At 66.8% G+C, this 12,765-nt stretch carries 17 protein-coding genes; 6 read left to right on the top strand and 11 right to left on the bottom strand.

All coding sequences use genetic code 11. The annotated features are described in order from the left end of the window. Positions 1–92 precede the first annotated feature (92 nt). Positions 93–347: a hypothetical protein gene (locus ACWDPV_RS18920; protein WP_348804506.1), complete on the bottom strand. Its 255-nt coding sequence runs from the start codon at positions 345–347 to the stop codon at positions 93–95. A gap of 393 nt (positions 348–740) precedes the next feature. Between ACWDPV_RS18920 and ACWDPV_RS18915 the strand changes: the two genes are divergently transcribed. Then, positions 741–1,085 (top strand): hypothetical protein, encoded by a 345-nt coding sequence (locus ACWDPV_RS18915; protein ID WP_449744187.1) that lies wholly within the window; start codon positions 741–743, stop codon positions 1,083–1,085. Continuing rightward, positions 1,082–2,749: an ABC-F family ATP-binding cassette domain-containing protein gene (locus ACWDPV_RS18910; protein WP_348804508.1), complete on the top strand. Its 1,668-nt coding sequence runs from the start codon at positions 1,082–1,084 to the stop codon at positions 2,747–2,749. Before ACWDPV_RS18915 ends, ACWDPV_RS18910 begins: the two co-directional genes overlap by 4 nt. Positions 2,750–2,752: 3 nt before the next feature. Here ACWDPV_RS18910 and truA read toward each other — a convergent pair whose 3' ends face one another. The 8 genes from truA to infA form a co-directional block, all read right to left on the bottom strand. Next, positions 2,753–3,679 (bottom strand): tRNA pseudouridine(38-40) synthase TruA, encoded by a 927-nt coding sequence (truA, locus tag ACWDPV_RS18905; RefSeq protein ID WP_348804583.1) that lies wholly within the window; start codon positions 3,677–3,679, stop codon positions 2,753–2,755. Between the two features lie 3 nt (positions 3,680–3,682). Beyond that, on the bottom strand, positions 3,683–4,273 hold the full coding sequence (gene rplQ / locus ACWDPV_RS18900) for a 50S ribosomal protein L17 (RefSeq protein WP_348804509.1): 591 nt from the start codon (positions 4,271–4,273) through the stop codon (positions 3,683–3,685). 62 nt (positions 4,274–4,335) lie between these two features. Beyond that, a complete protein-coding gene (locus ACWDPV_RS18895) occupies positions 4,336–5,388 on the bottom strand; it encodes a DNA-directed RNA polymerase subunit alpha (RefSeq protein ID WP_348804510.1) in 1,053 nt (350 codons plus the stop codon). A 157-nt stretch (positions 5,389–5,545) separates the two neighbouring features. Continuing rightward, positions 5,546–6,151 (bottom strand): 30S ribosomal protein S4, encoded by a 606-nt coding sequence (gene rpsD, locus ACWDPV_RS18890; RefSeq protein WP_348804511.1) that lies wholly within the window; start codon positions 6,149–6,151, stop codon positions 5,546–5,548. A gap of 24 nt (positions 6,152–6,175) precedes the next feature. Continuing rightward, the gene (gene rpsK / locus ACWDPV_RS18885; protein ID WP_006338095.1) at positions 6,176–6,583 is read right to left on the bottom strand and encodes a 30S ribosomal protein S11; all 408 of its coding nucleotides are present in this window, start codon (positions 6,581–6,583) and stop codon (positions 6,176–6,178) included. Continuing rightward, on the bottom strand, positions 6,583–6,951 hold the full coding sequence (gene rpsM, locus ACWDPV_RS18880; protein WP_348804512.1) for a 30S ribosomal protein S13: 369 nt from the start codon (positions 6,949–6,951) through the stop codon (positions 6,583–6,585). The genes rpsK and rpsM overlap by 1 nt, the downstream gene beginning before the upstream one ends. Positions 6,952–7,167: 216 nt before the next feature. Next, entirely contained in the window at positions 7,168–7,281 is a 114-nt protein-coding gene (gene rpmJ / locus ACWDPV_RS18875) for a 50S ribosomal protein L36 (RefSeq protein ID WP_005207978.1), read from the bottom strand. A 77-nt stretch (positions 7,282–7,358) separates the two neighbouring features. Next, positions 7,359–7,580 carry a translation initiation factor IF-1 gene (gene infA / locus ACWDPV_RS18870; protein ID WP_005170487.1) on the bottom strand — a complete coding sequence of 74 codons (222 nt, stop codon included), beginning with the start codon at positions 7,578–7,580 and terminating at the stop codon, positions 7,359–7,361. Between the two features lie 85 nt (positions 7,581–7,665). Between infA and ACWDPV_RS18865 the strand changes: the two genes are divergently transcribed. Further along, positions 7,666–8,145: an ABC transporter permease gene (locus ACWDPV_RS18865; RefSeq protein ID WP_449744186.1), complete on the top strand. Its 480-nt coding sequence runs from the start codon at positions 7,666–7,668 to the stop codon at positions 8,143–8,145. A 36-nt stretch (positions 8,146–8,181) separates the two neighbouring features. Beyond that, on the top strand, positions 8,182–8,577 hold the full coding sequence (locus tag ACWDPV_RS18860; RefSeq protein WP_348804522.1) for a phage holin family protein: 396 nt from the start codon (positions 8,182–8,184) through the stop codon (positions 8,575–8,577). Here ACWDPV_RS18860 and ACWDPV_RS18855 read toward each other — a convergent pair. After that, positions 8,574–9,431 (bottom strand): LLM class F420-dependent oxidoreductase, encoded by an 858-nt coding sequence (locus tag ACWDPV_RS18855; protein WP_449744185.1) that lies wholly within the window; start codon positions 9,429–9,431, stop codon positions 8,574–8,576. The genes ACWDPV_RS18860 and ACWDPV_RS18855 overlap by 4 nt on opposite strands. 203 nt (positions 9,432–9,634) lie before the next feature. On the opposite strand from ACWDPV_RS18855, the gene ACWDPV_RS18850 reads away from it, so the two are divergent. Together ACWDPV_RS18850 and ACWDPV_RS18845 are read left to right on the top strand one after the other, a co-directional pair. Further along, the gene (locus tag ACWDPV_RS18850) at positions 9,635–9,790 is read left to right on the top strand and encodes a DUF1059 domain-containing protein (protein WP_348809203.1); all 156 of its coding nucleotides are present in this window, start codon (positions 9,635–9,637) and stop codon (positions 9,788–9,790) included. Continuing rightward, the gene (locus tag ACWDPV_RS18845; protein WP_449744184.1) at positions 9,787–10,932 is read left to right on the top strand and encodes an EAL domain-containing protein; all 1,146 of its coding nucleotides are present in this window, start codon (positions 9,787–9,789) and stop codon (positions 10,930–10,932) included. Before ACWDPV_RS18850 ends, ACWDPV_RS18845 begins: the two co-directional genes overlap by 4 nt. Positions 10,933–10,959: 27 nt before the next feature. On the opposite strand, the gene ACWDPV_RS18840 is transcribed toward ACWDPV_RS18845, so the two are convergent. Next, positions 10,960–12,726, bottom strand: coding sequence for a hypothetical protein (locus ACWDPV_RS18840; RefSeq protein WP_348804526.1), 1,767 nt, complete (start codon positions 12,724–12,726; stop codon positions 10,960–10,962). Positions 12,727–12,765: the final 39 nt, after the last annotated feature.

The following is a 12,765-nucleotide window of genomic DNA, read 5'->3' as shown; positions in this document are numbered from 1 at the left end:
GTGATGACGCCGGAGCTCGTCGACGACCTCCGGTGCCAGATCGCACCTCGCCTGCAGGTCGTCGTGGTGGTTCTCGGGGATCGGTGGTGCGCTCAATCCCCGCTCGCCGCACGCCCGGGCGGTCGCGAGGATGTCGTCGCAGGCGAAGGCCACATGCGTGAGCCCGCCACGCCGACGAGGCGGCCAGCTCCGTCGAGTCGTGACGGCACCATGGATGCGACGAATCGCACCGCTGCTGCCTCGCCGTCGCCGGAGGTCAGTGCCTGGCTGCGCGTGGTGCCGACGGCATCGGGACCGTCGAGCCCGTCCTCGATGGCCATCCCGAACACCGAGCGCAGCAACAGCATCGCGCCCTCCCAGTCGGCCGGCTCATGCCGATCCCCATGTGATCGACGCCGGCGTAGAGCGATGGCGGCTTGGTCGCGGCACGCGGAACGAGGTCGAAGTGGCGCTTGCCAGAGCGCCGCCGACGGTGCCGGACGCAGGTCGATCGACAAGGCGTCGGTCACGTGGGGGCGGACGAACTCGGCCGCGCGCGGCCCACGCCGCCGGATCGTCGGTCCGCAGACCGATCTGCGCGACGGTCGGGGTGGCGCCGACGGCTCGCCGACCGCCGCAGTGCCTGACCCGGGCACCGCTGACAGCGCTTTCGCGAGCGCTGTCAACGTCCTCGTGAGCGTGCCGGGACCGCGCATCCCCGTCGCTGCGGGACATTCGCGAGTGCACGAACGATAGAGTTCATGTGTGACCGCTCCCTCAGCCCGACGCCGCGACGCCGAACGCACCAGAGCCAACATCGTCAAGGTCGCCACCAAGGAGTTCGCCGATACTACGGCGACAAGGACGGGCTCTACCGCGCGGTCCTCGATATCTTCCGCACCGACGACGACGCCCTCGACGTCCACCTGGCCATCAACAGCTTCTGCTTCTTCCGGGTCGACGACCGCTACAGCTGGAAGACCCTGTTCGCCCGCGATCTCGCGGCCACCGATCAACGCGACCGTCAACGAAAGATGCTCGGGGACATGATAGTCGCCTACCTCACCGACACCCACACCGGCACCGGCACCGGCACCGACCGATGACGGCAACACTGGTCGCGACCGGGATCGCCGGCGGCCACGGGCACCGCACACTCTTCGATCACCTCGACCTCACCGTCGCACCGGGCGATGTCATCGGTGTGGTCGGGGCCAACGGCGCCGGCAAGACCACCCTGCTGCGCATTCTGGCCGGCGACCTCGCCCCGCTGGAGGGTTCGGTGTCGCTCGCGCCCGCCGACGCCTTCGTGGGCTGGCTTCCCCAGGAACATGAGCGAGTCGCCGGTGAGACCGTCGGCGAGTACGTCGCGCGCCGCACCGGATGCACTCGTGCCACCGTCGCGATGGATGCCGCGGCAGCCGCGCTCGCCGAGCCGTCACCGGCCGACGGCGTCACCGATCCGGCGGCGACCTACGCTGCCGCACTGGATCATTGGCTGGTCACCGGCGCCGCCGATCTCGACGAGCGCCTACCCGCGGTGCTCTCCGACCTCGGCCTCGGCGTCGACACGGTGAACCCGGAGGCGACGCCGATGACGGCGCTGTCCGGTGGGCAGGCGGCCCGGGTCGGGCTGGCCGCGCTGCTCTGCTCGCGATTCGACATCGCACTGCTCGACGAGCCGACCAACGATCTCGATCTCGACGGGCTGGCCCGATTGGAGTCCGTGATCACCTCCATGCGCGGCGGCGTCGTGCTCGTCAGTCACGATCGAGAGTTCCTGTCCCGCAGCGTCACCCGCGTCCTGGAACTCGATCTGGCACAACACACGACCGCCATCTACGGCGGTGGATACGAGAGTTACCTCGAAGAACGCGCAATCGCACGGGCACACGCGCGTGCGGAGTACGACGAATTCGCACGTAAGAAGGCCGATCTCGAGTCGCGGGCACGTACCCAGCGCGAGTGGTCCAGTCAGGGCGTGCGCAATGCGATCCGGAAGGCCCCCGACGACGACAAGATCCGCCGCAAGGCCGCCACCGAATCGAGCGAGAAGCAGGCCCAGAAGGTCCGGCAGATGGAGAGCCGTATCGCACGTCTCGACGAGGTCGCCGAGCCCCGCAAGGAATGGGTCCTCGAATTCACCATCGGCACCGCACCCCGGGCGAGTTCGGTCGTCGCCACTCTCAACAACGCCGTTGTGCGACAAGGGGATTTCACCCTCGGACCGGTGTCGCTGCAGGTCGATGCCGGCGACCGGATCGGGATCACCGGCCCGAATGGCGCAGGTAAGACAACGCTGCTGCGGCTGCTGCTCGGCCGGATCGAACCCGACGAGGGCAGCGCCGCGCTCGGAACCTCGATCGCGATCGGCGAGATCGATCAGGCGCGCGCCCTCGTCGCGGGCACACTGGCCGTGACCGATCGGTTCGAGGAGTTGCTACCGGACTGGACCACCGCCGACATCCGCACCCTCCTGGCCAAATTCGGGCTGCGCGCCGACCACGTCACGCGACCCGTCGACGACCTCTCCCCCGGCGAACGTACCCGTGCGGGACTGGCGCTGCTGCAGGCCCGGGGCACCAACGTGCTGGTCCTCGACGAACCGACCAATCACCTCGACCTGCCGGCCATCGAACAACTCGAGCAGGCGCTCGAATCCTATGACGGCGCACTGCTGTTGGTCACTCATGATCGGCGGATGCTCGAGCACGTGCGGCTCAACAGGAGCTGGGATGTCGACGCGGGACAGGTGACCGAAACCTGGTGAGACTCAGCCGCCGCAGCAGCCATCACCGGCCGCCACGTCGCCGGAGATCCCGCGAGACGACTCCGACCGCACATCCCGCGTAACCGCATTACGTTGCGCCAGTTCATCGTCGGCGGGATAGTCGACGCCGACCAGGCACAGCCCGCGGGCCTGCGCGACGGGTACCTTCGGGCTGCGTTCGCGCTCGGTCAAGAGTGCGCGGCACCAGTCGATGTCACGCCGACCATCACCGACCGAAGCGACGGCGCCCACCAGCGACCGCACCATCGACCAGCAGAACGCATCCGCGCTCACCTGACCGACGAGGACGCCGAGGTCGTCGCGCTCCCACGAAAAGCGTTGCAGGTCACGGATCGTCGTCGCACCCTCACGGCGCCGACAGAATGCGGCAAAGTCATTGAGCCCCACCAATGTCTGCGACGCCGCGTTCATCGCGTCGACGTCAAGGGGTTGTCGCCAGGTGGCGGTGGTCCGGGCGACGACGGGTTCGGCACCCCACCGCGTATCGGTGAGCCGGTACCGGTAATGCCGGCGTAGTGCCGAGAATCGGGCATCGAAATCCCCACTCACCTTCGAGACCGCCTTGATGCGTACATCATCGGGCAACATCTTCGCCAGACGCCCCACCAGGCTCGACGGATCACCGGCGATCGATCGCGTGTCCAACGCGGACTCGGGCACGTCGGCGTGGCAGACCTGCCCGGTGGCATGCACACCGGCGTCGGTGCGCCCGGCCACGGTCAGACGCACCGGTACCCGCAGCACCGTCGAGAGCCGGTCCTCGAGCACCTCGCATACAGTGCGTTGCCCGACCTGCCGGGCCCAGCCGGCGAAATCAGTTCCGTCATAACCGATGTCGAGTCGGAGACGACAGAACCCGCCGTCACCGGAATCGGTGACGGCGGGTCGTGTCGTTGCGTTGTCGCTCAGCGACTACTTCTTGTCTTCGGCGTCACCGTCGACATCGGCACCTTCGTCGGCGGCCTCGACTGCGGTCGCAGCGGTCGACTCGTCGTCGACGGCCTCGGCCACGGCCTCGGCGTTCTCGACAGCGGAGTCGGACGCGTCGGCCTCAACGGCCTCGACGACGTTCTCGGCCTCGGCAGCCGGAGCGGCCTTCTTCGAGGCGGCCACGCGGTTCGCGCGGTTGGCCTCGGTGGCCACGGTCTCACCGGTCACCAGCTCGATCACGGCCATCGGGGCATTGTCGCCCTTGCGCGGCAGCGTCTTGATGATGCGGGTGTAACCGCCGTTGCGATCGGCGAAGCTCGGGCCGATCTCGTCGAACAGGACATGCACGATGTCCTTGTCGCGGATGACCTTCAACACCTCACGACGGTTGGCCAGCTTGCCGGCCTTGGCGTGGGTGATGATCTTCTCCGCGTACGGGCGCAGGCGCTTGGCCTTGGCCTCAGTGGTGGTGATGCGGCCGTGCTCGAAGAGCGAGGTGGCGAGGTTCGCCAGGATCGCCTTCTGGTGGCTCGCCGACCCGCCGAGGCGGGCACCCTTGGTGGGCTTGGGCATTGTCTTCTCCTAGAAGGGACTTCCCCATCACGAGACGGAGAGGTCAGGGGTTGGCGACAGCCTTACAGCTGCTCGGTCTCTGCGAAATCCTCACCGGAGTCGCTGTCGAACGACACGTCGTCCGACCACGTTCCGGTCGCCGGGTCGTAACCGGCCACCTGCGACGGGTCAAAGCTCGCCGGGCTGTCCTTGAGGGCCAGTCCCAGTGCGTGCAGCTTGACCTTCACCTCGTCGATCGACTTCTGCCCGAAGTTGCGGATGTCGAGCAGATCCGACTCGGTCCGGGCCACCAGCTCGCCGACGGTGTGCACACCCTCGCGCTTGAGGCAGTTGTAGGACCGCACCGTGAGATCGAGATCCTCGATCGGCAGGCTGAACGACGCGATGTGATCGGCCTCGGCCGGGCTGGGCCCGATCTCGATGCCCTCGGCCTCGACGTTCAGTTCCCGGGCGAGCCCGAACAGCTCCACCAGGGTCTTGCCCGCCGACGCCAGCGCGTCACGCGCACTGATCGAATTCTTGGTCTCCACATCGAGCACGAGCCGATCGAAGTCGGTGCGCTGCTCGACACGGGTGGCCTCGACCTTGTAGGTGACCTTGAGCACCGGCGAGTAGATCGAGTCGACCGGAATCCGGCCGATCTCGGCACCCGACGCCTTGTTCTGCACGGCCGGGACGTAGCCGCGGCCCCGCTCGACGACGAGCTCGATCTCGAGCTTGCCCTTGTCGTTCAGGGTGGCGATGTGCAGATCGGGGTTGTGCACGGTGACACCGGCCGGCGGCACGATGTCGGCGCCGGTGACGGTACCCGGCCCCTGCTTACGCACGTACATGGTGACCGGCTCGTCCTCTTCGGAGCTGACCACGAGGCCCTTGAGGTTCAGGATGATGTCGGTGACGTCTTCCTTCACGCCGGGCACGGTGGTGAACTCGTGGAGCACACCGTCGATGCGGATGCTGGTGATGGCAGCACCCGGGATTGAGCTGAGCAGGGTACGACGCAGCGAGTTGCCCAAGGTGTAACCGAAGCCGGGTTCGAGCGGCTCGATGACGAACTTCGACCGATCCTCGGCGATGATCTCCTCGGTCAGAGTGGGTCGCTGTGAGATGAGCATTCTTGGATTTCTCCTTGTGAAGCCCGCTATATGACTTCGTAGAAGGTTGACCGAACAGCTTGTGCTGCTTGGATTCTTAAGTTCCCAAGTCCCCCGATCACCCAACGCAACCACGCGGGCTTTTCGGGGGTACACGGGGGCTTGGGCCCCCGTGCGTTTACTTGCTGTAGAACTCGACGATGAGCTGTTCCTGCAGCGGAACGTCGATCTGGGCGCGCTCGGGCACGTTGTGCACGAGGATGCGCAGCGTCGACGGAACCACCTGCAGCCAACCCGGGACCGGACGATCGCCGACGAGCTCCTTGGCGATCTGGAACGGAGTGGTGGCCAGCGACTTCGGGCGGACGTCGATGATGTCGTACTGGCTCACCCGGTAGCTGGGCACGTCCACCTTGACACCGTTGACGGTGAAGTGGCCGTGGCTGACCATCTGGCGGGCCTGACGACGGGTGCGGGCGATGCCGGCACGGTAGACGACGTTGTCCAGACGCGACTCGAGGAGCTTCAGCAGCTCGTCACCGGTCTTGCCGGTGCGGCGGTTGGCTTCCTCGTAGTAGCGACGGAACTGCTTCTCGAGCACGCCGTAGGTGAAGCGGGCCTTCTGCTTCTCCTGCAGCTGCAGCAGGTATTCGCTCTCCTTGATCCGCGCGCGACCGTGCTGGCCGGGCGGGTAGGGGCGACGCTCGAACGCCTGGTCGCCTCCGATGAGGTCGACGCGCAGACGACGGGACTTCTTTGTTGCGGGGCCGGTATAACGAGCCATTTTTCTTTACCTCTTCCTTTCCCGCTAGACCCGACGCCGCTTGGGCGGACGGCAACCGTTGTGCGGCTGCGGGGTGACATCGGAAATGGTGCCGACCTCGAGGCCGGCGGCCTGCAGGGAACGGATGGCGGTCTCACGACCCGAGCCCGGTCCCTTGACGAACACGTCGACCTTCTTCACGCCGTGCTCGGCGGCCTTGCGCGCAGCGTTCTCCGCCGCGAGCTGAGCCGCGAACGGGGTGCTCTTGCGCGAGCCCTTGAATCCGACGTGACCCGACGACGCCCAGCTGATGACGTTGCCGTTGGGGTCGGTGATCGAAACGATGGTGTTGTTGAACGTCGACTTGATGTGTGCGTTGCCGTGCGGGACGTTCTTCTTATCGCGACGGCGTGCGCCCTTCTTCGGGCCTGCGCTACGTGACTTCGGAGGCATTACTTCTTCTTCCCGGCGATGGTCTTCTTCGGGCCCTTACGAGTGCGGGCATTGGTCTTGGTGCGCTGTCCACGGACGGGCAGGCCACGACGGTGGCGCAGACCCTGGTAGCAGCCGATCTCGATCTTGCGACGGATATCGGCCTGCACCTCGCGGCGCAGGTCACCCTCGACCTTCACCGAGGCTTCGATGTACTCGCGCAGCTTTGCGACGTCTGCGTCGGTGAGGTCCTTGGCGCGCAGGTCGGCCGAGAGGCCGGTGGCGTCGAGGATCTCCTTGGAGGTGGTACGCCCAACTCCGTAGATGTAGGTCAGTGCGATCTCCAGCCGCTTCTCGCGGGGGAGATCCACACCAGCAACACGTGCCATGTGGCGTGATTTCCTTTACTTCTCAGAGGTCTGCTCCTGGTCCGTCCCCGTCTCTTCTACTGCGAAATGCCGCGGGGCTCCGGCCTCTGAACCGGAGGTGGGCGCCGACCCGTATGTCGGTGCTGGTGCCAGGAGGGCTTCACAAGTCTTTGTTCAGCTCTGGTCTTCGTATTCAGTTGTGGTGATTTCTCAAGCGACCCGGAGGGTTGCGAGTGATCAGCCCTGACGCTGCTTGTGACGCAGGTTCTCGCAGATCACCATGACCCGCCCGTTACGGCGGATCACCTTGCACTTCTCGCAGATCGGCTTGACGCTCGGCTGAACCTTCACGTCCGCTTCTCCTTGAATGTCCGGGCACGACGAAGCCGCACCCGTGCCGTCCTCACCCGTGTTCGGGGAAGGAAGTCCTACTTGTACCGATAAACGATGCGCCCACGACCGAGGTCATAGGGCGAGAGTTCCACGACGACCCGGTCCTCGGGCAGGATGCGGATGTAGTGCTGCCGCATCTTGCCGCTGATGTGGGCGAGAACCTTGTGACCGTTCTCCAGCTCAATACGAAACATCGCATTGGGCAGGGGTTCGATGACTCGTCCCTCGACCTCGATGGCCCCGTCTTTTTTCGCCATGTCCTCCGCGATCCTGGCTCCGGTCCCGCGATCTGCGTGACCGCGGGCGAGAAGCCCGGTTGAAACCGTGTTTATCCGTTAGGGTGTGGACAACATCTGCCGAGCCGCCGCGTCAGCCGACACGGCGAGGACGGCGTGCGGCGCACACCCGACGTTCTATGTTACGCGAACTGCGGGAACAGTCCAAACCGTCGCCATCGGCCGCCCTGCGATCGCCGCGGCGGTCGTCGCCCCGCTGCTCGCGTTGTTCATCATCCTGGTCGGCGTGATCGCCGCGTTCTACCTCGCGGTCATCATCCAGGGCGCCGGCCCCGGCAGCTACTGGCAGTCCTTCGGATCGTTCGCATCCCAACGAGATCTGCTGCTGGGCATGATCAAGGCCTCGATTTTCGGGGTGATCATCTCGGTGATCGGATGTCAGCGCGGACTGGAGGCCAAGGGCGGCCCCCGCGGTGTCGCCGACGGCGTGAACGCCACCGTGGTGGTCTCGACCGTCGGCATCATCGGCGTGAACTTCATCATCACGCTGATCTACACCGTGTTCTTCCCCCTGCAGATCGGCTGAGATGCACGACGACGAGCGTTTGGCACACTATTGACCATGCGTGCCTTTCTGATCCAGAGCGCCCTGTCCGGCCTCGCCCTGTGGATCGCCACCCTGATCGTGCCGGGACTGGACTTCGTCTACCCCGCCGACGCGGGCTTCGGCCTCAAACTCGGCATCGTCGTGCTGGTGGCACTGATCTTCGGTGTCATCAACGCGTTCGTGAAGCCCATCGTCCAGATCCTGGCGATCCCGCTCTACATCCTGACGTTGGGTCTGATCCACATCGCGATCAACGCGTTCATGCTGGAGATCACCTCGTGGATCACCCACAACACCACGCACTGGGGTCTGGAGGTCGACGGCTTCTTCTGGTCCGCGATCTTCGGTGCGCTGGTGATCTCGGTGGTGAGCTGGTTGATCTCGATGATCCTCAAGGAACCTGTCGACTAAGGAACCTGTCGACCCAGGATCGCGGCCAGCTGGGGTACCGGTGCGGCCGAACCGAGCACCTGGATGGCCACGTGATCGGCGCCCGCGGCGAGGTGCTCGTCGATCTGGCTGCGGACCGCCGCGGCGTCACCGTGGGCGACGAGCGCATCGATCAGGGCGTCGCTGCCGCCGCCCTCGATGTCGGCGTCGGTGTACCCGAGCCGCTTGAGGTTGGCGGTGTAGTTGCGCAGGTGCAGATACGGCTGGTCGACGGGCGGGCGGCCGATGGCACGCGCGGCCTCCGGATCGGTGTCGAGCACCACCTTGTGCTCGGGGGCGAGCAGCACCCCCTCCCCCAGGATCTCGCGGGCCCGGGCGGTGTGCGCGGGAGTGGTCAGGTACGGGTGCGCTCCCAACGCCCGTTCGGCCGACATCCGCAGCATTCGCGGACCGAGAGCGGCGAGAAGCCGACGCTCCGGTGGCACCTTCTTGCCGTCGAGGGCATCGAGATAGTGCCCGACCGCCCGGAACGGCGAGGTGTATTCGGCCGTGGCCTCCGGATGCCCGGCACCGATCCCGAGATAGAAACGTCCCGGGAAGTCCTGCTCGATTTGATGGAACTCACCGGCGATCGCATCCGGGTCGGTGTTCCAGATGTTGACGATGCCGGTGGCCACGGTGATGTTGTCGGTGGCCTCGAGGATCTTTCGGATCGGCTTCAGATGTTTCGGTGAACCCCCCAGCCAGATCGTGCCGACCCCGAGTTCTTCGATCTGGGCGGCCTCCTCGGGGGAGAACCGACCGAACCACCCCCAGATGCCGTATCGGCCGAAACGCTGGACGTGTTCTGACTTCGACGTCGATGAGGCGCTCATGTTGAGCGCCAACATCCTGGGTAGGTGCACTATTCCGGCTCGTCGCGATCGGCCCACCGGTCATTTGTGACCGGACCGGCGAAGCGCGGCACGCGCATAGCACCGGGGCAGCGGATGCCGGGGCGGGGCACGGCAGGAAAGCATGTGAATACCCGTCCGCGTATTCGAAAGAGGCATCTCATGAAGGTTTTTGGTGCTGATCCGTGGTCCCCGACTGCGACGCGCGTTTCGAGGACGGCAGCGAGGAACGGATCCTCGAGAAGGTCACCGAGCACGACGCCACCGATCACGGGATCACCGCACTGTCGGCGACGACGCGTGAGCAGATCAGGCACGCGATCACCGATCGGGGGACGTGACGACGAAACATCAACGGACACCGTCGAACTCCGACGCCGAACTCATCGTCGACGCCCTCGTCCGCACCGGCCGCCCACCGCGGCTGGTGTTCCAGCCGGTGGTCGACATCCGACGCATGGTGGTGGTCGGATACGAGGCGTTGAGCCGCTTCCCCGGCCCGGTCGACCTCGCTCCCGACGCGGCATTCGCCGCGGCCGACCGCATCGGTTGCGGTATCGAGCTGGAGTCGGCAGCGATCGCCGCGGCCCTGTCCGCCCGCACCCGGCTGCCGACGAATTGCTTTCTGTCGGTGAATGTCTCACCGGAGGCGCTGGTGTCCCCGCAGGTCGGGCGGCTGCTGCGGGACGCCCCGCTGTCGCGGGTGGTGTTCGAGCTGACCGAGCATTCCGAGGTCGAGGACTACCAGGGCGTCCTGCGGGTGATCGCCGACATTCGCGCCGCGGGTGGGTTCGTCGCGGTAGACGACGCCGGAGCCGGCTACGCGAGTCTGCACCACATCCTGGTCATTCGCCCGGACTTCGTGAAGCTCGACCGCACCCTCATCGTCGGCATTCACGCCGACGAGGCCAAGGGGGCGCTGGTGGAGATGTTCGGGCACTTCACCAGCCGCACCGACGCCTGGCTGGTCGCCGAGGGGATCGAGAACCTCGACGAACTGCGCCGGCTGATCCAGCTCGGGGTGCCTCTCGGGCAGGGAAACCTGTTGGGCCGCCCCGCCGCAGAGATGGGTCCGATGGCGCAGGTGTGCCCCGACTCGGGCCAATACCCACCACCGTCCGCGGACATGATCGGTCACTTCGTCGAGGCCGCCCTGACCGCGCCGGTGGCCAGCACCGACGCGGCGCTCGATACCCGGCTCGGCAACGATCCGGGCCATCACGGGGTGATCCTGCTCGACCCGACCGACCGGCCCGCCCTGTACGCGGTCCGGACCGGCTGCTCGGGCATCGATCGCCGCGACGTGCTGCGCATGCTGGAGACCACCGACCTGCGTCAGGCCGTGTCCCGGGCGATGACCCGACCTCACCTGTCCCGCTTCGACCCGCTGGCCTGCTGCGATCGATCCGGCCGGCTCCGCGGCATGGTTCTGATCGAGCGACTCGTCGAGGCGCTGGCGTGGCGCTACACCCCACCGCAATGACGTGGCGGGCGACACGGCGGCGTGCCGTCACACCTGCGACAACGCCCGATCGCGACGTTCGATGATGTCTCGGCGCATCTGCGAGGTCAGCAGGTCCGCGGTGCCGAGTTCGATCGCCGCGGAGCCGGCCGGATGGACACCGATCGCCGCCAGCAGGGCACCGGCCCGCTGCGACACGCTCCCCGAGACGCCGAACCACGAGACGAAGTCGCCCACGGTCATGGTGGCGAACTCGCCGTTCAACGTGTGATTGGCCCGGCCGATGATCCAGCCGGCCGAGGCCGCCGACCTCGCCACCGATGCCCGGCGTCGAAATACCGCCGGATCGTTTCGTGCGACACGGGACAGCAAGCGGCGCATGGCCGTTCGGTGCTCCACATCGAAGAACTCGTCGGCCGCGGCGTCGCAGAGCGCACCGATGTCCGCGACGGCGTCGACGATGTCGGGGGCGATACCGGCGGTCTCGAACTCCTCGTCGGGCAGCGGCCGATCGTCAAGTGCCAGCAACGCCGGCCGGCCGCCGACCATACGGTCGAGCCGCGAGAGGGCGATCTCGGCCGAACCGAGCGCCGACGGTTCGTCCGCGCCGGTCAGTGCCGACCCCAGGGCGTGTGCCAGCATGTCCGCACTCGACGGCCGATCGCTGCGGCGGATCTCGCGGAGGTAGTCCGGCTCGTATTCATCGATGGCACGCAGGGTTTCGGCGGTCGAGGCGGCGGTGACCTCCTGCTCGGCGTGGGCGAATCGCACGAAGGCGCGCATGACGTCGGGATAGCCCGCCATCTCCTGCGGATCGAAACGGACCTTGCGCGGGATGCGGTCGAGCAGGAGGATCTCCACGACCACCGGGCTCCACCGCAGCGGATCGGCCTCGACGAGCCACAGGAACGCCTCGACCGCGTCGCGCGCCTCGGGGGTGTCGATGTCCCGGCCGTACGGGGAGGCGAAGAAGACCTCGGTGAGTTCGTCGAGGTCCTCGGCCGACCACTCCCGCGCCTCGGGTACGACACCACCGGGCGGCAGCAGACGCACCAGCCATTCCACCAGCGGCCGGCACATCGGCCAGGAGTCACTTTCCGGCGGCGGGAACACCCTTCTGCCGTCCTCGCCGGCACGCTCGATGATCGCGCGAGCGGTGACCGGGTCAACCGCCTCGATGGTGGGCGCGGACTGCGTCCTCGGCGCACTGGAGCGGATGTGGTCGAGCAGTTCCTCGTGCCCGCTGGGCACCACGAAGCCGTCCTTGAGCGCCGAGCCCATGTTGTGGTCGAGGAATGCCACCACCGATATCTCGTGTCCCGACGACAAGGCGACGGTGAACATGTAGTCGTCGCCGTCGCCGAGTTCGTGGGTCACCAGTGACACCCCGGAGGTCACCCGGACGTCGCCGAGATGACGCAGCCAGTCCGGCATCGGTTGCCGGCGGGAGGCCAGTTCCCGGGTGATCCGGGCGCCGAGCACCTCGTCGGGCAGGAACTCGCGAATGACCATCAGCGCGGCCGTCGTCTCCGCGAAGGAGATCTCCAGGAACGACTCGATCAGGGTCTCACGCTGTTCGGCCACATCGCCGCGACCCAGCAGGTCCCTGCGCGCGTCGGTGACCTCGAGGAGGCCACTGACGGCGATGAGCAGGTCGAGCGGTTCCTCGGACCGCAACGCTCCTCGGATCGACGCGATCAGCGGCTGGTCCTCCGCCCGCGAGGACTCCCGCGGCGCGGACGGCACCGGACGCAGGTGCCGTGGGCGTTGCTTCTTGGTGCCGCCGCGTTTCCCCGGCCGTGTTTTCTTGCCCATGGCCACAGCAGCCTACCGACCGCGCCCGGATTACCCTGA

It is taken from the genome of Gordonia sp. NPDC003504 (assembly GCF_053587995.1).
Note: the sequence above shows the minus strand (reverse complement) of the source record. Positions and strands in the feature narration are given on the sequence as shown.